This is a genomic window from Nocardia acidivorans NBRC 108247, assembly GCF_001625085.1.
Lineage (GTDB): Bacteria > Actinomycetota > Actinomycetes > Mycobacteriales > Mycobacteriaceae > Nocardia > Nocardia acidivorans.
The window spans coordinates 17,731-36,242 of sequence record NZ_BDAW01000032.1 but is presented as its reverse complement, the minus strand read 5'-3'; the positions used below and the strand labels follow the sequence as shown (position 1 = coordinate 36,242).

Sequence of the window (18,512 nt, the reverse complement as noted above, 5' to 3'; positions counted from 1 at the left end):
GAGAACGGATTCGCCTTCGCGATATTCTGCAACCAGGTCGGCCCCACACTCATCGGCAGCAGAATGCCCGAGAGCAGCATGATCGGCACCGAGACCGAATTCAGCACCGACGCCGGCGTCGACTCCTGTTTTGCCCACAGACCCAGCGCGTACGAGGCGGAGGCCAGACCCGCCGCCATCACCGAGATGAGCAGTACCGACAGCACCAGGCCGAGCGGATCGGGGCGTGAACCGAACGCCGCCATGGCCACACCCACCAGTACCAGGGCCTGCACGATGAGCAGCACCATATCCTCGAGCACCCGCTACCCGTGCACCGGCGCCGGCATCCGCACCACCGCCAGCACCAGCAAACGCGTTGTAGGAACAGCCATACGCGCAGGTTAGCGCGCCCGATACCGCCGGCGGCTGGGGGCTTGGTCGTCCATGTTCAGGACGCCGACGGGAGCACCGTCACGAAAGGCGAAGAGTAAACGGGTGATCTGCGCATCGCGGCCGGAGTCGTCCGCCCAGACACCCTCTACCAGTCGCTGCACCTGACGGAGGGAATCCACACTGTCCAGGGCATTGCGCGCGAAGGCGTAGAGGCAGGTACGACGGGGAACCGAGACGACGATCTCATTGGTTCCGAGCAGTCGCTGCGCCTCGCGCATCGCCACCGCATCGAGCAGCTTCTCCGAGGAGAAGGTGAAACCGGAAAGCGTCGCCAAGGTCAGCCCCGGTGCGTCTACCACGCGCCATTCATAGTGCAGCGCGGCGAGATTGGCATATGCCCGATCCCCCAGTTCACTCGAGTGCGCCTCCGGATTATCGACAGTGATCACTTCGTAGGTCGAGGGTCTGTCGTGGGCGAAGACGATCAGAACGTAGTCGTGCTCGGTGCCGAACCGAGAATGCGGTGCCCATCGCGCGACCGGCCAGCCCGAGGGTTTCAGCAGCGGATAGACATCGGCCAGCGGGTCATGCGACTGCCCAGGCACCGCGAGACCGCGGTCGGGGGCGACGGTTGGCGGCGGCGAAACAGTCTGCCGCGCAGAGTCATTCGTATCCTGGGCGGCGACCGCGGACGAGGCGGGTCGCCGGTCCTCGGTTCGGACGTGGGACAGCGTGAGACGCTGCGCGGAGTCACGAGCGATCAGCTTGTATTCGATCCACAGTTCGTCCCGCTCCAGCGCCGCCGCCAGTTCGGGCCGATCCGCCAGCGCCGCACGCAGATCCGGGTCCGCGTGCACCATGGCCCGCACGAAGGGATCGCTGCCGCGCTCCACCAGCAGGCCATCGACGATTCGGCAGTCGAGCCGGAGATCGGCGGGATCGTCGACGTCGAGGACCACATCCACCATGAGCAGATGGCCCGGGCCGACCAGACCGACGCAATCGGCCGTCCGGTCCCGGACCGGCCACGCGTCGTCACCACCGGCGAGGATCTCGGCATCGCGGCTCGCCATCAGATCGCGGGCGAGGAACATTCGAATCTCATGGCCGCGCAGGGCCGCTCGCATCTCGGAGTCCAATGTCCGGCGACACCGCCGGGCGAGGTCGGCGAGCGCCCACGACGCCAATGCGCGCAGGTTGTCCGCCGAATGTCTGCCCAGCTCCAGCGCTTTCAGGGCCGGATCGACTTCCGAGCCGTCGGTCCAGGTCCGGGCCGTCAATTCCATCGGCAGCCATAGCCCCTGGACATCGCGCATGACCGCGACCACCTGCGCCGCGATCTCGGTGTAGTCGGAAAACCTTGCGGGCCAAGCCAGCTCGCGACGCCAGTTATCGGGTGTGAGCGGGCCGGGCGCGTCCCAGCCCTGTGCCCGCAGCCGGGCGGCGGCCGCATCCTCCGGCCGATCGGCGACGACCTCGCAGTAGAGGCTGTCACTGCCGCGAATGAACTGGGCCGACAACCCGTCGGGCGCGGACAACACCAGATAGCTCTCCACGGGCAGGGCGAACAGCGTCCACCCCAATGCCGCCGAAAACCATTCCCACACCTCGGATTCCGCCGCGAGTTGTTCGGCCCGCGCCCGATCCTCGAAAATCCCGCTCCCCATCCGAATGCTCCCTCCCCATCGAATATCCGCACCATACAGCGGGTGCCCGACAACTTCCGGGCACGAAAAGGCCGCCCGGTGGGGACTACCGGGCGGCTCGTTCTCGGGGACGGGGTCAGGCGGCTCGGGGTGGGGCCTGTTCCTTTGCCGCCGGGGCCTTGTCGACCTCGCTGAAGCCGGGGCGGCCGGTGCCGATGAAGGCGACCAGCCAGGAGAAGACGGCCGCGAAACGGTTCCGGAATCCGACCAGGTAGAACAGGTGCACGGCCAGCCAGGTGAACCAGGCCAGGGTGCCGGTGAACTTGATCTTGTCGTTGATCTTGGTGACGGCGCTGAAGCGGCTGATCACCGCCATGCTGCCCTTGTCCCAGTAGTTGAACTCGGTCGCGGCCTGCTTCTTGCCGCGGATGATGTCCGCGACGTGGCGGCCCTCCTGCATGGCGACCGGCGACTGGCCCGGGTAGCCCTTGAGCGAGGTCATATCGCCGATGGCGTAGATATCGGCGTGCCCGCCGACGGTGCAGTCCGGATTGACCAGAAGTCTTCCGGCGCGGTCGGTTTCACAGCCGGTGGCCTCGGCCAGCAGTTCCGCGAACCCGCCGACCTGCACGCCCGCCGACCACACCACGGTCTCGGCGGCGATACCGCGCTCAACCCCGTCCTTGCTCTTGACGGTCACCTTGCCCTCGTCGATATCGGTGACGAAGGTGTCGGTCAGCACCTCGACGCCGCTCTTGCTGAGCGAGCCCTTCGCGTACTCCGACAGTCCGCCGCCGAACGGGGGCAGCACCACGCCCGCACCTTCGACCAGAATCACCGAATCATCGGTGTGGTAGTACCTTTTCGCGAGTTCCTTGAGCTGACCCGCGACCTCGACACCGGTCGCGCCCGCGCCGACGACCACGAAGCTGAGCAGGCGGCGGCGGGTCTCCGGATCGGCGGTCTTGGCCTCGGTGAAGACGCGATCGATCTGCGCGCGCAGCGCCTTGGCATCGTCGATGGTCTTGAGCGAATAGGTCTTGTCGGCGAAATCGTCACGGCCGAAATAGGACTGGCGGGCACCGGTGGCGGCGATGAGCGAACCGTAGCGGATCCGCCGGGTGCCCTCGGCGGTCTCGTACGTCAGGATCGCGTTCGGGGCGTCGATCGCGGTGACCTTGCCGATGCGGGTTTCGCCGTTCTTGTGATGCTTGAGGATGTTCTTGATGGGCGGGGCAATCTCGTCGGAGGCCAGCACACCCGTCGCAACTTGATAGAGCAGCGGCTGGAAGAGGTGTTCGGGGGTACTCGAAATCAGAACGTACGGAACTCCCGACTTATTGAGCTGCTTGGCGGCGGCAAGCCCACCGAAGCCCGATCCGACAATGACAACCTCAACGGTCTCGACACCCGCACCCGCGTACGACATGACAGCCTCCTTCTCTCATGACTAACCGTGATTCGGAACGCGGATGTTCCAGGGGTCAGGGCGCATAATCAATATGACTCTTATCTACATTGATCATGAATTGGAGAAGTGCCGTGGAGCTGCGACAGCTGGCCTACTTCGTCGCCGTCTGCGAGGAGCTCAGCTTCAGCCGGGCGGCGACCCGCTGCTTCATCTCGCAGTCGGCCATCAGCCACCAGATCGCGCGACTGGAAAGAGACCTCGGGGTCCCCCTTTTCGAGCGGTCCACAAGATCCGTCGTACCCACCGACGCGACCACCCGGCTACTTCCCCTTGCGAAGCAGATGCTGAGCCTGGAATCCGCCATTCGCGCAGCTGTACGCGCCTCCGGCCCGCGAATTCGCCTCGCCGCGAATATGAGCTTCGCAACAAGATCGCTCTCCGCCATTGCCGGAGCACGCGAGGCGCATCCCGGCGCCGAGATCGAATTCGTCATCAAACCTTTCCGCCAGCGCATTCAGGCCGTGGCCGACGGCGATTGTGATCTGGCCCTCATTCGAGGCAGTGTGGATCAGCCCGGATTGACCGTGGAAAAACTCTGGGTGGAGGACCTCGTGATAGCCACCTCCACCGCCCATCCGCTCGCCGGGCGCACGGATGTGACGCTCGCCATGTTGAGTGACTATCCGCTATTACTCCCCGGCGAACACGATCAGGTGCTGCTGCACAATGTGGTCCGCTCCGCCTTCGCCGATCTCCCCACCGGTCCGGCCTACGGCCCGCCCATCCCGCCGGACCACACCGCCACCATGGAACTCATCAATCGCCCCGACGCCTGGACCATCCTGTACGCCGACAGCCATACCGAAGGCATCGCCACCCTGCGCCTCACCGGCCACCCGCTGCGGGTCCCCGTCTCGGCCGTGGTGCGCAGCGATATCCGCCCCTCCCCCATCCTCACCACCCTGCTGGCAGCCCTGCACTGCGCGTGAATGATTCGGGCAGCGCGGTGCTGTCGACCGTCCTAGGCTGAGGGCCGTGAGCCAGGAGAACATGCGGGCGTCGGATGCCGATCGCGAACAGATTGTCACCAAATTGCGGACGGCGATGGACGACGGGCGGATCAATCTGCATGAGTTCGACGAGCGGGTGCAGCAGGTGTACGCGGCGCGGACCTATGGGGAATTGACGCCGGTGCTGGCGGATCTGCCCGCGGTGCGGAGGTCCCGGTCGGGGCCGAAGCCGGCCGCCGCGCCCGGGATGTTTCCCACCTGGGTGAAGATCATGTGGACGCCGTGGGTGTTCGTGAACATCCTGTGCGTATTGATCTGGCTGGCAACGGGAATGGGGTACTTCTGGCCGTTCTGGGTGGCGGTGCCCTGGGGGTTGGCGCTGTTCATTCCGAGCACGGTGGGCTACCTGGTCAACAAGGAGAACCCGCGCGATTAGGCCAGGGCGTGCGCTACCGCCAGATGCAGGCGCAGGTCATCGGGCTGATCGTCCTCGACGGACCAGGCGATCTCCTCCATGGCGCGCATGAAGGCCCAGCCGCGGGCGCGTTCGACCGATACCCCGAGGGCGGCGGCCGTTCGATCCGCCACTGCCGCCGCGTGTTCGGGGTTCGGATCGCTCTGCACCTGGATCATCACCAGGAAGCCCGCGTCGAAGGCGGCCTCGCCCAGATACGCCTTCGGATCGATGAGCAGCCACGGTTCACGTTCGGCGGCAACGATATTGCCGAGGTGGGTATCGCGGTTCACCACCAGCAGGGGGCCGTCCGGAACGGCCAGGCGCTCACACCATTCGGCGGCCCGATCCAGTAGCGCGGGCGGGATCACCTGTGCGATATGGGGTTTCGGGGTGGTGAACATCGCCACCCACTCCGCGACCATGCCCGCCGCCTCGGGCAGCGGCGGGAAATCCGCTGGTACGCCGACCGGTTCGCGCCGCAGTCGCCGATACAGCGCGCACGCCCGCTCCACTCGGCCGATATTCTCCGGTCGGCCCTCCAGACTCGGGAAGCCCGGCTGGACCAGCAGCGGCGTTCCGGGTCGCGCCCATTCGAGCAGCAGTGAGTTACTGGCGGAATCGAATTCGTACAACCGGACCGCACCGTCACCCCGATAGCAGTACAGCCCCGCCGCCTCGCCGAGATTCTCCGGATCGATCACGGGGATCTTCAGCACCGCGACCGATCCGTCCGCCCGGCGCACCGGGGCGACATAGGAGTGCGTACCGCCGCCGAACGGTGCGCCGATGAGTTCCAGTTCCCATGCCGCGCACCGCTCGGCGACCAGGGCGGGCAGATCCGCCAGCCACCGCCTGCCCCGTTCGGCGAAAATCGCGGCGATATTCTCGGCGACCTCGGGTGGCGGCGTGATCGACATCGGTCCAGCCTGCCAGAATCCGGCGCGCCTTGACTCTCCGGCCAGGGGAGACCCGATCCTCGACCTATGAAACTGGACCTGGCCAAAACCGATCGGAACTACTACACCGCCCCCGCCGATCCGGTCCTGCGCACCTTCGGCACCCACGCCTATGCCACCGCCACCGGCTCCGGCGCGCCCCTGGGCAGCGCGTACACCGAGGCCGTGGCCACGGTGTACCGCGCGGCGTACGGCGTGAAGAAACTCGCCAGGGCCGCCGATCAGGATTTCGTGGTCGCCAAATTGGAGGGCCTGTGGTGGGTCGAGTCCGACGCGCCGCCGCTCACGGTGCCGCGCGAGGAGTGGCACTGGAAGATGATGATTCGGCTACCGGACTTCGTCACCGCGGACATGATCACCGGGGCGGTCTTCGAACAGATCACCGAGGGCGAGTCGATCCAGGCCCTGCACGTCGGCCCGTACTCGACCGAACCCCAAACCCTCGCCCGCATGGATGCTTTCATGCGAGCCGAGGGCTTGACCATGAACGGCCGGCACCACGAGATCTACCTCTCGGACCCGCGCACATCGGCCGAGGCCACCATGAAAACCATTCTCCGCCACCCCATCCGGCGGTCCTGACCCCGTTATCCGTTGCCCATGCGGATATTGTGCAGCAGACAGCCCATGGCCAGCGATCCCGGCACGAACGGTGCCGCCGAGCCCGACAACCAATCGCCGTTCATCACACTGGAGTGGGCCGAGCCGGTGCGGAAGTCGAGGCCGGTGCAGCCGGTGGTCAGATCGGCCACCGGCGCGGCCGAGGTGGTCGCGGGCTGAACGGGTTCCAGCGGAAGCGGGCCGCGTTGGCCGCGCCCGCACCGGCGAACAGGGTGGCGGCGGCGAGTCCGGAAATTGCGAGAGAACGACCGACCGAAACCGTCCTGCCCCCAGAAGCTTTGGCACCGGCACTCGCGATCGAGCTCAGTCCGGGACCGCGGTCTCGTGCACGGTGCGCCACAGATGGGTGCGGCCGTCGGTGACCAGGACCGCGGTCACCGTCCGCCGGGTGCGCATCTGCCCCAGGACATTCTCGGCCACGAATCGGAGCACGATGAGATTGCCGCTGCGCGCGATCTCCCGGACGTCGGAGACCTCGATCTCCAAGCCCGGCTGGGCGTTCCGCGCCGACCACACCCCGGCCAGCAGGGTCTCACGATCCACCGCGTGCCCGGTGGTCACGACCGAGGTGAACGCCTCGTCCAGCGCTCCGGAGATGCGGTCGAACACTTTGGGCAGCGCATCGGTGCCCAGCCACTCGGCCAGGTCCCAGTGCAGTGCGGCGGCGATATCGGTCAGCTCGGCGGGTGTGGGCATATCGGCATTCTCGATCTCTGTCCGGCCGGGGCCAGCTCGGCCGGGACTCCCCCGAATACACGTGACCCCCGGCCTTTTCGGGCCGGGGGTCACTCTATGCGCTCGACGCCGGGTGATTAACCCTTGTGCGCCTTGACCGCCTCGGTCAGCTGCGGGGCGACATTGAACAGGTCGCCGACGATGCCGTAATCGCTGATCTCGAAGATGGGGGCTTCCTCGTCCTTGTTGACAGCGACGATGGTCTTCGAGGTCTGCATGCCCGCGCGGTGCTGGATCGCGCCGGAGATGCCCAGGGCGATGTACAGCTGCGGGGAGACCGTCTTACCGGTCTGACCGACCTGGAACTGACCCGGGTAGTAGCCGGAGTCGACCGCGGCACGCGAAGCGCCGACGGCGGCACCGAGGGCGTCGGCCAGCGGCTCGACGACCTTGCCGAAGTTGTCGGCCGAACCGACGCCACGGCCACCGGAGACCACGATCGCGGCCTCGCTCAGCTCGGGACGATCGCCACCGGCGACCGGCTCCTTCGACACGACCTTGGTGACGCCCTCTTCCTGGGCGGGCACCTCGACGACGACCTTCTCGCCGGCGCCGGCCTGCGGGGCCGCCTCGACGGCGCCGGGGCGCACCGAGATGACCGGGACGTCGCCGGTGGCCTTGGCGGCCACGGTGAACGCGCCACCGAAGATGGAGTGCTGCGCGGTGCCGTCGGCATCGATCGCGATGACGTCGACCAGCAGGCCGGAGCCGATGCGCGCGGCAAGGCGGCCCGACACCTCCTTGCCGTCGGCGGTGGCGGCGACCAGAATCGCGGCCGGGGCGGCGGACTCGGACAGACCGGCGAGCACGTCGACCTTCGGGGTCACCAGGAAGCCTTCGGCCTCATCGGATTCCGCGACGTAGATCTTCTCCGCACCGGCGGCGGCCAGCGCGTCGGCCAGCTTGTCCGCGGTGCCGGGTGCGGCGACCACGACGGCGGCCGGGGTGCCCAGCGCGCGGGCGGCGGTGATCAGTTCGGTGGTCACCTTCTTGGGCGCACCATCGGCGTGCTCCACGAGCACAAGTACTTCTGCCATTGTCTTTCTCTCCTGAAGTTCGTTGGGCTCGGGGGCTTTAGATGATCTTCTGACCGACCAGGTAGGTGGCGATCTGCTGGCCGCCCTCACCCTCGTCGACGATCTTCTCGCCCGCCGTGCGCGCCGGCTTCGGGGTCACACCGGTCACCTGGGTGCCGGCGTTGGCCACACCGACGGTCTCCGGGTCGACGCCCAGATCGGCCAGCGTGAAGGTCTGAACTTCCTTCTTCTTCGCGGCCATGATGCCCTTGAAGGACGGGAAGCGCGGCTCGTTGATCTTCTCGGTGACCGAGACGATGGCCGGCAGGGTGGCCTCGAGCTTGAAGACGCCCTCGTCGGTCTCGCGCTCACCGGAGATGCGCTCGCCGTCGACGGTCAGCTTGCGCAGGTGCGTCAGCTGCGGCAGGCCCAGGTACTCGGCGATGATCGCCGGAACCGCGCCCGCGCGACCGTCGGTGGCCTCGTTGCCTGCGATGACGAGCTCGATGCCCTCGATCTGGCCGAGAGCCGCGGCCAGCACGTAGGCGGTCTGCACGGCGTCGGAGCCGTGGATCGCGTCATCGTTGATGTGGATGGCCTTATCGGCGCCCATGGACAGCGCCTTGCGGATGGCCTCGGTGGCACGAGCGGGGCCCATGGCCAGCACGGTGACCTCGCCGCCCTGTGCCTCCTTGATCAGCAGCGCTTCTTCGACAGCGCGCTCGTTGATCTCGTCGAGGATGGCGTCGGCGGCCTCGCGGTCGAGGGTGTAGTCACCATCGGTCAGCTTGCGCTCGGACCAGGTGTCGGGAACCTGCTTGATCAGTACGACGATGTTGGGCATGGGTCTTCGTCGACCTCCTGTTCTGATGGCACGGGTGTGGCGGTCGCACGATCTGCTGGCCGTACGTCCACAAGTAGCTCGCGCTGGAGATTACCCTACGTTAAGTTACTCGTGGGTAACTTACGCTGTGATGTTCTCCATCAGCCGATCCGGTCGCCGCTGTGATATGGGCAACCGCTAACGTCGATCCAATGAGCGAGGCCGTGATACCCACCGAAAACCACACCGATCCGCTGCCTTTGACCGGTGAACGGACGGTGCCCGGCATCGCCGAGGAGAACTACTGGTTCCGTCGGCACGAAATCGCCTACGTCCGCCTGCTGGAGCACTGCGCCGGTAAGACCGTGCTCGAGGCCGGATCCGGAGAAGGCTACGGCGCCAACATGATCGCCGGGGTCGCGGCCAAGGTGACCGGACTCGACTACGACGACAGCGCCGTCGCGCACGTGCGCGCCAAGTACCCGGCCGTGGAGATGGTGCAGGGCAATCTCGCGGACCTGCCGCTGGCCGACGAGTCGGTCGATGTGGTGGTGAATTTCCAAGTCATCGAACATCTTTGGGATCAGTCGCAGTTCGTTCGGGAATGCCTGCGGGTGCTGAAGCCGGGCGGGAAGCTGCTGATCAGCACGCCCAACCGGATCACCTTCTCGCCGGGCCGGGACACCCCGCTCAACCCGTTCCACACCCGCGAACTCAATGCCGCCGAGCTGACCGAACTCTGTGTCGAGGCCGGTTTCGAGATCGAGCTGATGGCGGGGGTATTCCACGGTCCGGCGCTGGTCGCCCTGGACGAGAAGTGGGGCGGGTCGATCATCGACGCGCAGATCGCGCGCGCCGTCGCGGGCGAGCCCTGGCCCGCCGATCTGGCCGCCGATGTGGCCGCGGTGCGCACCGACGACTTCGAATTGCTCGCCGATGCGGCGGCCGATATCGATGCCAGCCTGGATCTGGTGGCCATCGCGGTGAAGCCGTGAGCGACAAGGCGACTCCGGTGCCGGGCCAGTTCACCCTGGTCCTGCATTCGCATCTGCCGTGGCTGGCGCATCACGGGCGCTGGCCGGTCGGCGAGGAGTGGCTGTACCAATCCTGGGCCTCCTCCTACCTTCCCGTGGCCAAGGTGTTGAGAACCCTTGCCGCGGAAGGGCGTTCGCATCTGCTGAGCCTGGGCATCACGCCGGTGCTGGCGGCACAGCTGGACGATCCGCACAGCCTGTCCGCCATGCATCACTGGCTGGGCAATTGGCGACTGCGCGCCGATGAGGCGTCCATGGCCGGGAATACCGCGCTGGGCGGTCATGAGCATCGGCTGGCGAACGAATCGCTCGAGGATTTCGAGACCCGATGGCGGCACGGCGCCTCGCCGGTCTGGCGCGAGCTCATCGACGCCGAGGCCATCGAATTGCTGGGCGGACCGCTGGCGCATCCGTTCCAGCCGCTGCTCGACGAGCGGTTGCGGGCGTATCAGCTGCGCGAGGGCCTGGCCGACGCCCGTCAACGCTGGGGGCATACGCCCACCGGAATCTGGGCTCCCGAATGCGGATTCACGCCCGGCATGGAACGCGGTTACGACGCGGCCGGTGTGACGCACTTCATGGTCGACGGTCCGGCCCTGCGCGGTGACACCACCCTGGGCCGCCCGGTGCGGGATTCGGATGTGGTGGCCTTCGGACGCGATCTGCATGTCAGCTATCGGGTCTGGTCCCCGAAATCGGGGTACCCGGGGCATGCCGCGTACCGTGATTTCCATCACTATGATCACGCGACCGGTCTCAAACCGTCCCGGGTGACGGGCAAGACCGTCTCGGGTCCGGACAAGGCCCCCTACGATCCCGCGCTCGCCGCGGCGGCGGTCGAACACGATGTCGCCGATTTCGTGGCGACCGTGCGCGAGCGCCTCATCTCCGAATCCGCGCGCATCGGCCGTCCGGCCCTGGTCGTGGCGGCATTCGATACCGAACTCTTCGGGCACTGGTGGCACGAGGGTCCGCAGTGGCTGGAGCAGGTGCTGCGCGCGCTGCCCGAGGCGGGCATCACCGTCGGCACGCTCGCCGATGCCCGCGCCAATGGTTATGTCGGGGAATCGGTGCAGCTCAGCGACTCCTCCTGGGGTTCGGGCAAGGATTGGCGGGTGTGGGCCGGGGATCAGGTCCAGGATCTGGTGGACCTCAATGCCGAAATCGTGCGGCTGGCATTGGACACCCTGGACAAGATGCGCGTCGAAATCCCTTCCGGCGATGGCGAATCCACCTTCGGTGGGCTGCGCGACCGGGTCGCCGATCAGCTGCTGCGCGAGGCGATTCTGACCGTCTCCAGCGATTGGGCGTTCATGGTCTCCAAGGACTCCGCGGCGGGCTACGCGCGTGACCGAGCCCATGAACACGCCCATGCCGTGCGCGAGATCGCGGCGGCGGTCGCGGCCGGACAACTCGCCAAAGCGCAGCAGTTGGCGGCAGGATGGTACGCGGCCGACGGATTCTTCCCGGCGCTCGATGCGCGCAGGCTCGGCCCCGCGAGGGCGGGAGCGCCGAACCCGGAGGAGGCAGCTTGCGTAACCACGTAGGGGCCCGCGGACGCCGCATCGATACAGAAGGACCCCAATGAAGATCTTGATGGTGTCGTGGGAGTACCCGCCCGTCGTTGTCGGCGGGCTGGGCCGCCACGTCCATCACCTGGCCACCGAGCTGGCCGCCGCCGGGCACGAGGTCGTGGTGCTGGCGCGCCGCCCGATGGGCAGTGACGCCACCACGCACCCCACCGTCTCGTTCATCGAGGACGGCGTACTGGTGGTGGCGGTGGCCGAGGATCCGCCGGTCTTCGACTTCGGCGAGGACATGCTGGCCTGGACCCTGGCCATGGGCCACGCCATGGTGCGCGCGGGTATCGCGCTGAACAAGCCGGGTATCGGCGAGGGCTGGACGCCCGATGTGGTGCACGCGCACGACTGGCTGGTCGCGCATCCGGCCATCACCCTGGCCGAGCATTACGACGTGCCGCTGGTGTCGACCATTCACGCCACCGAGGCCGGACGGCACAGCGGCTGGGTGTCCGGTCGGGTCAACAAGCAGGTGCATTCGGTGGAATGGTGGCTGGCGCATGATTCCGATGCGCTCATCACCTGTTCGGAATCCATGAAGGACGAGGTCGAGCGGCTCTACAACCCCGAGCGCACGCCCGTCACGGTGATTCGCAACGGTATCGACGTGAGTTCGTGGACCTTCCGCGAGCGCGCGCCGCTGTCCGGTCCGCCGCGGCTGCTGTACGTGGGCCGGCTCGAATACGAGAAGGGTGTGCAGGATGCGATCGCCGCGCTGCCGCGCATTCGCAAGGCGCATCCCGGTGCCACGCTGACGGTCGCCGGCATCGGCACCCAGATCGATTGGCTGCGTGAACGCGCTCGTGCGCATCGCGTCGCGCGCGCGGTGAATTTCGTTGGCCGCCTTGACCATACGGATCTGCTCGGCTGGCTGCACAGCGCCGATGCGATCGTGCTGCCCAGCCGCTACGAGCCCTTCGGCATCGTGGCCCTGGAAGCCGCCGCCGCGGGTACCCCCCTGGTCACCTCCACCGCCGGTGGTCTCGGCGATCTGGTGACCGACGGTGTCACCGGCGCGTCCTTCGAACCCGCCGATGTGAACGGTATTGCCGAGGCCGTCTGCACGGTTCTGGACGATCCGGCCGCCGCACAGGATCGGGCCTGGGCCGCGCGCGAACGCCTCACCGCCGACTTCGCCTGGGATGTGGTGGCACAGGAAACCGCCCTGGTCTACCAGTCCGCCAAGCGCGGCGTGCGCAATCCGCTGGGCCGCCCGGTCATCGTGGAACGTCCACTGCCGGAGCGGGATCCGAACCAGCCGTACTGAATCGCCGAACCGCCGATGGACCGACATCGGCGCGCCGCATCCAGTTTATTCCGGCGCAATGAACGTCAGGGTCGGGAAATAGGTGCGATACCTCCGCGCGTCTCTGGTCAGCAACCGATAGCCGGTGATCGCGGCATGCGCACCGGCCCACCGAGACCTCGGAGTAGATCAGCGGATTGATGACCAGTCGGCCGAGATCGAGGGCATCGGCGAGCGTCCCGGAAGCGGCCCGCCCCAACGCTTTCGGCCATCCGGGCGCGGGCGGATCGATCGGACTCGGCGATCTCGCGCATGGGGTCGCCCTCGCCTTCACCCCCAATCCGCGCCGGGGTCGGCTCGCCCGGGGCCGTCGGGCCGACCAACTGGTCGAGGCGGTGTACGCCGCGCTCTGAGCGGCTACTGGAACGGGCAGCCGGGGTTCGGCGCGTCCTCGGAAAGCGGGCTGCCCGTGGGCAATACGTACAGCACATCCAGAATCTGCGGTTCGGTCCCCAGATTGCGTTCGATATGAACGTTCCCGATTCCGGCGCGCTCGACGAACCCGCTCGGCCCGCCCGAACCATCCTGTTCACAGCTGGAATCGAAGTGGAACAGCTGCCCCTGCCGAATGACCGCGTACAGCGTGCCGTCGTGATAGTGCCACCCCGTGGAACCGCCCGGGGCGATGGTGATTTCCCGCAGTATGTAAACGGTATCGCCAATCGTGGTGCGCGACAGTATCACCCCCGTGACACCGTCCGAAGGGGTCGCGTGTGCGGTGGCGGCGAACGGACCGGCCAGCGCGAGCGCGGCCAGTCCGGCGAATGCCGTGCGGAGACCGATAATCACCGGCACAGCCTATCGGCGCGGGCGCGAATAGTCCGGCGACTTCATCGGCGGGCAGGCTGGTACCAGTTGCCTACGGCCAGGCGGGAGAGCCAGCCGAAGAGCATGAAGACGGCGACTCCCAGCAGGGAGGCGGCGATGAATGCGGCGAAGAGCTGGGGGGATTGCAGGCGGGCACGGTAGGTGTCTATGAGGATGCCTATGCCGGGTCGCCCTGTTCGCAGAAGACGTCGCCGACTATCGCCCCTACCACCGACAGGCACGCCGAGATGCGCAGGCCCGCGAAGATGGCGGGGAGGGCGGCGGGGAAGTCCAGTTCGCGGAGGCGGGTGAGGGTGCGGGCCTGATGGAGGGCGCGGAGGTCGGCGATGGTCTTGACCTGCGGATAGGTCTGCGGATCCCACATGATCATCTGCGGGCTCTTGGTCATGGGCGCGAAGACACCGGTGACAGGCGCTGTCGCGGAGGCGAATACGGCGTGCTCGGTGTCCACGAAGCCGAGCATGATGTCGTGATCCTGGTACATGCGCGACATGACGGGCTGGAATCCGATGGCCGGTCCCCCCGTGCGGAAAAGCTTGCGCGCCACACGTTTCGCTGGCGAGAACCCGGTTTACGAGTCTGTTGCGAAAACGTTTTGGCACAGCGTGTAGCATCGGCTTCCGAACCAGTCGAACCAGCGAGGAGCAATCGAGTGGCCGCGTCGCGACCCACCATCCGCGATGTCGCGGCGGCCGCCGGAGTCTCGGTCGCCACCGTCTCGCACGCCCTGAACGGCAAGGGGCGAATCGACGCCCGCACCCGCGAACGCATCCAGCGGATCGCCGTGGACCTCGGCTATCAGGCGAATCCGCGCGCCCGCGCCCTGCGCACCGGGGCGGGCAACACCCTCGGCATCGTCGCCTCACTCATGAGCGATGAGAGCGCGGACCGGGACAGCCGCATGGACTGGTATATGCGCACCGCCGTCGCCGCCGCCGCGGAGAGCCTGGCCCGGGGCTACGCGCTGACCCTGGTTCCGCCGTCGGACCAACGGAATTGGGTGCAAACCCTCGCGGTCGACGGCGTTCTGCTGGTCGACCCGGACCCGGCGGACGGCCTGGTGACCGCCCTGGTCGAGCGCGGTATGCCCACCGTGATCATCAGCGGTGACGCCGAGAACGACGAGGTGGCAACGGTTTCCCTCGATCGCGCCAGCGCCGTCGCCTGCGCCATGACGCATTTCCGGGCCCGCGGGCACTCCCGCCCGGCGCTCGTGATCGACTCCGGCAAACGCCAGACCGCCGCGGGCACCCACCATGCCTTCGTGGATTGGTGTGCGCTGCACGCAATTACACCCCGTGTGGCGGTCGCCGACGCGAGCGCGGCCCGGGAGGAAGCCGGGCGAGCGGCCACCCTCGAACTGCTGCAACGGTTTCCAGACACCGATTGCGTCTACGCCCCGCTGGATGCCATTGCCCGCGGCGTGGCCCGCGCCCTCGCCGAATCCGGCCGCGCCGATATCTCGCTCATCACCGCGGAGGGCATGATCGCGCGCCTGAGCCATCCGCCGCTCACCGCGATAGACACCAAACGCGAAGCGCAGGCGGTCGAGGCGACCCGCCTGCTCATCGATCTGATTCGCACCGGAATCCGCCCGGCCTCAACGGTTTTCACCGCGGACCTGATCGTCCGCGACTGATCGGGATCAGCCCAGCTTCTTCAGCGTCTTCTGGACGGTGAGGAAGGTGCGGGTGGTGATCTCCTTGCCGTACGCCTTCTCGATCCACGCCATGTAATTGGTGGTGCTGGGATCGGTGTTGTCGATGACCGAAAGGACCGCGGCGCAGGGCTCGTCATAGCCGACGAGGCGCACGGCCTTACCTGTGGTCTCATCGAGGGCCCCGGGTGCGCCCGCCGCCGGATCCTTGAGGAAGGTGACGGTCAGATAGGTTTCGCGACCGTGGGTCAGATCCGGAAACGGGTCGGTATCGACCAGTGCCCGCAACTGCTCACGAGTCCGGATGATGGTGCCGCCACCGATGCCCAATTCGGCCTGCAATGCCCGCTGAATACGCGATTCCAGTTCGGGCACATCGGTTTCGGGGCTCTCGAACACGATATTGCCGCTGGACAGCAGCGATGCCACCTTCGTGAAGCCGAGATTCTCGAAGACCGCGCGCAGCTTCTCGTTCTTCATATTCGGATTCGAAGGCATGATCCCGCGCAGGAAGGCGGCATAGCCGGTCATGACGCGGTGACGCCGTTCTTCTTGCGTTCGATATCGGCGAGGGCGGCCATATGCGCCGCGCGGGCCTCGGCGGCGGCATCCCAGGCGTCCTTGCGGTTCTTCACCACCCGGGCCGGTGCGCCGACTGCGATGCCGTAATCGGGGACGTCGCCCTTGACCACGGCGTGCGCGCCCAGCACACAGCCGCGGCCGACGCGGGTGCTGCGCAGCACGGTCACCTTCGCGGCGATCCAGGTGTCCGGGCCGATGCGGACCGGGGACTTCACAATGCCCTGATCCTTGATAGGCATATTGATGTCATCGGTGACATGGTCGAAATCGCAGATGTAGCACCAATCCGCGACCAGGGTGGATTCGCCGATTTCGATATCGAGGTAGGTATTGACGACATTGTCCTTGCCGAAGACCACCTTGTCGCCGATGCGCAGCGAACCCTCATGGCAGCGGATGGCATTGCCGTCACCGATATGCACCCAGCGGCCGATCTCGAGGCGGGCCAGATCGGGGGTGCAGTGCACCTCGACATTGCGACCCAGGAAGACCATGCCGCGCAGCACGATATGCGGGTTGGCCATTTTGAACTTCCACAGCCGGTAGTAACGCACCAGGTACCAGGGCGTGTACGCGCGATTCGCGAGCACCCATTTGGCCGAGGCCACCGTGAGGAAACGCGCCTGCTCCGGATCCTGGCGACGGGATCCGCGCCAACGCGCACTCAATGGCGCGCCCCACATGCTCGTCACGAACTGCTCCCTGTTTTTCCGCTGGGCCGGTACCACCGCCCGATCGGGCAATCTCGCCTCACACCTTATGACTTGCGTCTCGCACCCGGCGACGCGGGGACGCGAAGGCAGCGTTGTCGGCGCGAAGTCAGCCGTGCCCGCCGTGCGTCCCCATTCCGGGCATATCCATTCCCTCCATACCGGGCATCTCCATCTTCATGGGGGCGGGCTGCTGACCGGGGGCCAGGACCAGGAATTGGCCCATCATGCCCTGGTCCTCGTGCAGCAGGAGATGGCAGTGGTACATGTACGGATACGTGGGGTCGGTGTGGCCGGAGAATCGCATGGCGAGGGTGTAGGCGGGGCCGGGGGTGGTGTAGACGGTGTCCTTCCAGCCCGCGAGTTCGGGCGGCGGGGCCTGGCCGTCGATGGCGATGATCTGGAATCGCACATCGTGGACGTGGAAATTGTGCGGCCAGTCGTCGCTGTTGCGGACGGTCCAGACCTCGGTGGTGTCGACGGGGATGGTCATATCGATGCGGTTCATATCCATGCGCTGGTTGTTGATCATGTGCCAGCGCAGGTCGAAGGTGCGGGTGGCGGGGGTGCCGGGCGGGACCAGGGCGGGTATCGCGGCCAGGGAACTCGGCAGGGGGGCACTGGATTTCAGGGTGCGCGCGGGTCGCAGGAGCAGGATGTCGAAGGAATCGTCGAAGCCGAAGGCGGCCGGATTCTTGATCCCGGTGCGCTGTTCGATCGGGAGACTGCGCAGGGTGACGGGATCGCCGCCGACCTCCACCACCAGTTCGACACGTTCACCGGGACTGATCTGAATGTGCCGCAACGGAACCGGGGCCGCGAGCAGACCGCCGTCCGTGGCGATGAGCCGGAATTCACGGTTATCGGAGAAGGCCAGGTTGTAGAGGCGGCCCGAGGAGCCGTTCAGAATGCGCAGGCGGACGCGCTGGGTGTGGACCTCCAGATGCGCTCCCGCAATGCCATTGGTGATGATGACCTTGCCGAGCAGGCCGATATCGCTGGGATCGGATTCGTCCAGCGCGCCGTCGGCGGTGAGGCGGCGATCCTGGATGACCAGCGGAATATCGTCCACCCCATATTCTTTCGGCAGCTCCAGGCGGTCCGATTCGGCGTCGTCCAACAGGAAGAACCCGGAAAGTCCACGGTAGACGTGCTTTTCGGTACTGCCGTGCGGATGCGGGTGGTACCAGAGCGTGGCCGCGGGCTGATCCACCGTCCAGGCGGGCTGCCAGACGCCGTCGGGCTGAATGGTCTGATGCGGGCCGCCGTCGCAGGACGCGGGGACGTGCATACCGTGCCAGTGCACCGTGGTGGGTTCGGGCAGCGCGTTGTGAATGGTGAACGCCACCTGCTCGCCACGCTCGGCCCGCAGCGTCGGGCCCAGGATCGAACCGTTGTAACCCCAGGTGGGAGTGGGTTGTCCGGCGCGCATTTCGGTGGTGCCCGCCATGGCCTCGAGGGTGAAGCGGCGCACCCCGTCCGCGCCAACGGTCGAGGGAGCCAGGGGCGGGATGGGCAGCGGCCGGGTGCCCCCGGCGCTCACGCCCGGCGTACCGGACCGGCCGCCCGCGCATCCGGCGGTCAACGCCACCGATGCGACCGCGAATCCGGTGAGAAAGCCCCGCCTCGAGACCACAGCTGCTCCTTCGATAGACAACTCCTCCAGCTTCGATTGCGGGGCGGTTGCCTTCGCTCCTGCGCGGGGCCGGTGATACACCGCCCGCGCTCCTCCCCGCAGACCTTGTGGGGCATCGGTAAACGTGCT

At 66.9% G+C, this 18,512-nt stretch carries 19 protein-coding genes and 2 pseudogenes; 8 read left to right on the top strand and 13 right to left on the bottom strand.

Annotation, left to right across the window (positions count from 1 at the left end; all coding sequences use genetic code 11):
* Positions 1-44: 44 nt before the first annotated feature.
* The 3 genes and pseudogenes from NA10_RS39330 to NA10_RS18580 all read right to left on the bottom strand — a co-directional run.
* Positions 45-245 (bottom strand): annotated as a pseudogene (locus tag NA10_RS39330) (ABC transporter permease); the annotation flags it as partial.
* Positions 246-383: 138 nt separating this feature from the next.
* On the bottom strand, positions 384-2,042 hold the full coding sequence (locus tag NA10_RS18585; protein ID WP_067569660.1) for a TY-Chap domain-containing protein: 1,659 nt from the start codon (positions 2,040-2,042) through the stop codon (positions 384-386).
* A 115-nt stretch (positions 2,043-2,157) separates the two neighbouring features.
* Complete coding sequence (locus tag NA10_RS18580) at positions 2,158-3,450, bottom strand: NAD(P)/FAD-dependent oxidoreductase (RefSeq protein WP_067569657.1); 1,293 nt, start codon at positions 3,448-3,450, stop codon at positions 2,158-2,160.
* 113 nt (positions 3,451-3,563) lie between these two features.
* Between NA10_RS18580 and NA10_RS18575 the strand changes: the two genes are divergently transcribed.
* Together NA10_RS18575 and NA10_RS18570 are read left to right on the top strand one after the other, a co-directional pair.
* Entirely contained in the window at positions 3,564-4,421 is an 858-nt protein-coding gene (locus tag NA10_RS18575; protein WP_067569654.1) for a LysR family transcriptional regulator, read from the top strand.
* A gap of 46 nt (positions 4,422-4,467) precedes the next feature.
* Positions 4,468-4,878 carry a DUF1707 domain-containing protein gene (locus NA10_RS18570; protein ID WP_067569651.1) on the top strand — a complete coding sequence of 137 codons (411 nt, stop codon included), beginning with the start codon at positions 4,468-4,470 and terminating at the stop codon, positions 4,876-4,878.
* Here the strand turns inward: NA10_RS18570 and NA10_RS18565 are convergent.
* A complete protein-coding gene (locus tag NA10_RS18565; protein WP_067569648.1) occupies positions 4,875-5,816 on the bottom strand; it encodes an aminoglycoside phosphotransferase family protein in 942 nt (313 codons plus the stop codon). The genes NA10_RS18570 and NA10_RS18565 overlap by 4 nt on opposite strands.
* Positions 5,817-5,882: 66 nt before the next feature.
* On the opposite strand from NA10_RS18565, the gene NA10_RS18560 reads away from it, so the two are divergent.
* Entirely contained in the window at positions 5,883-6,437 is a 555-nt protein-coding gene (locus tag NA10_RS18560; RefSeq protein ID WP_067569645.1) for a GyrI-like domain-containing protein, read from the top strand.
* A 5-nt stretch (positions 6,438-6,442) separates the two neighbouring features.
* Here NA10_RS18560 and NA10_RS36840 read toward each other — a convergent pair whose 3' ends face one another.
* The 4 genes from NA10_RS36840 to NA10_RS18545 all read right to left on the bottom strand — a co-directional run bounded on the left by NA10_RS36840 (position 6,443) and on the right by NA10_RS18545 (position 9,071).
* Entirely contained in the window at positions 6,443-6,607 is a 165-nt protein-coding gene (locus tag NA10_RS36840; RefSeq protein ID WP_157556602.1) for a hypothetical protein, read from the bottom strand.
* Positions 6,608-6,779: 172 nt separating this feature from the next.
* Positions 6,780-7,172: a hypothetical protein gene (locus NA10_RS18555; protein WP_067569642.1), complete on the bottom strand. Its 393-nt coding sequence runs from the start codon at positions 7,170-7,172 to the stop codon at positions 6,780-6,782.
* Positions 7,173-7,288: 116 nt separating this feature from the next.
* Positions 7,289-8,248: an electron transfer flavoprotein subunit alpha/FixB family protein gene (locus NA10_RS18550; RefSeq protein WP_067569639.1), complete on the bottom strand. Its 960-nt coding sequence runs from the start codon at positions 8,246-8,248 to the stop codon at positions 7,289-7,291.
* Positions 8,249-8,285: 37 nt separating this feature from the next.
* Positions 8,286-9,071 (bottom strand): electron transfer flavoprotein subunit beta/FixA family protein, encoded by a 786-nt coding sequence (locus NA10_RS18545; RefSeq protein ID WP_067569636.1) that lies wholly within the window; start codon positions 9,069-9,071, stop codon positions 8,286-8,288.
* A gap of 191 nt (positions 9,072-9,262) precedes the next feature.
* Here NA10_RS18545 and NA10_RS18540 point away from each other — a divergent pair, with 191 nt between their 5' ends.
* From NA10_RS18540 to NA10_RS18525, 4 genes are all read left to right on the top strand, one after another.
* Positions 9,263-10,045, top strand: coding sequence for a class I SAM-dependent methyltransferase (locus NA10_RS18540; protein WP_067569632.1), 783 nt, complete (start codon positions 9,263-9,265; stop codon positions 10,043-10,045).
* Complete coding sequence (locus tag NA10_RS18535; protein WP_067569629.1) at positions 10,042-11,631, top strand: 1,4-alpha-glucan branching protein domain-containing protein; 1,590 nt, start codon at positions 10,042-10,044, stop codon at positions 11,629-11,631. The genes NA10_RS18540 and NA10_RS18535 overlap by 4 nt, the downstream gene beginning before the upstream one ends.
* 37 nt (positions 11,632-11,668) lie before the next feature.
* Positions 11,669-12,931 carry a glycosyltransferase family 4 protein gene (locus NA10_RS18530; protein WP_067569626.1) on the top strand — a complete coding sequence of 421 codons (1,263 nt, stop codon included), beginning with the start codon at positions 11,669-11,671 and terminating at the stop codon, positions 12,929-12,931.
* Positions 12,932-13,110: 179 nt separating this feature from the next.
* Positions 13,111-13,323: a hypothetical protein gene (locus NA10_RS18525; protein WP_067569623.1), complete on the top strand. Its 213-nt coding sequence runs from the start codon at positions 13,111-13,113 to the stop codon at positions 13,321-13,323.
* A 4-nt stretch (positions 13,324-13,327) separates the two neighbouring features.
* Here NA10_RS18525 and NA10_RS18520 read toward each other — a convergent pair whose 3' ends face one another.
* Both NA10_RS18520 and NA10_RS35695 read right to left on the bottom strand, forming a co-directional pair.
* Positions 13,328-13,759 (bottom strand): cupin domain-containing protein, encoded by a 432-nt coding sequence (locus NA10_RS18520; RefSeq protein WP_067569760.1) that lies wholly within the window; start codon positions 13,757-13,759, stop codon positions 13,328-13,330.
* Between the two features lie 41 nt (positions 13,760-13,800).
* Positions 13,801-14,126, bottom strand: a pseudogene (locus tag NA10_RS35695) (ABC transporter permease subunit); the annotation flags it as partial.
* A 324-nt stretch (positions 14,127-14,450) separates the two neighbouring features.
* On the opposite strand from NA10_RS35695, the gene NA10_RS18510 reads away from it, so the two are divergent.
* Positions 14,451-15,437 carry a LacI family DNA-binding transcriptional regulator gene (locus NA10_RS18510; protein WP_067569617.1) on the top strand — a complete coding sequence of 329 codons (987 nt, stop codon included), beginning with the start codon at positions 14,451-14,453 and terminating at the stop codon, positions 15,435-15,437.
* A gap of 6 nt (positions 15,438-15,443) precedes the next feature.
* Here NA10_RS18510 and NA10_RS18505 read toward each other — a convergent pair whose 3' ends face one another.
* The 3 genes from NA10_RS18505 to NA10_RS18495 all read right to left on the bottom strand — a co-directional run bounded on the left by NA10_RS18505 (position 15,444) and on the right by NA10_RS18495 (position 18,383).
* Positions 15,444-15,986, bottom strand: coding sequence for a DUF1697 domain-containing protein (locus tag NA10_RS18505; RefSeq protein ID WP_067569614.1), 543 nt, complete (start codon positions 15,984-15,986; stop codon positions 15,444-15,446).
* Positions 15,983-16,729, bottom strand: a complete 747-nt coding sequence (locus tag NA10_RS18500) for an acyltransferase (protein ID WP_067569758.1) — start codon at positions 16,727-16,729, stop codon at positions 15,983-15,985. Before NA10_RS18500 ends, NA10_RS18505 begins: the two co-directional genes overlap by 4 nt.
* 127 nt (positions 16,730-16,856) lie before the next feature.
* Positions 16,857-18,383 carry a multicopper oxidase family protein gene (locus NA10_RS18495; protein WP_067569611.1) on the bottom strand — a complete coding sequence of 509 codons (1,527 nt, stop codon included), beginning with the start codon at positions 18,381-18,383 and terminating at the stop codon, positions 16,857-16,859.
* Between the last annotated feature and the right edge of the window lie 129 nt (positions 18,384-18,512).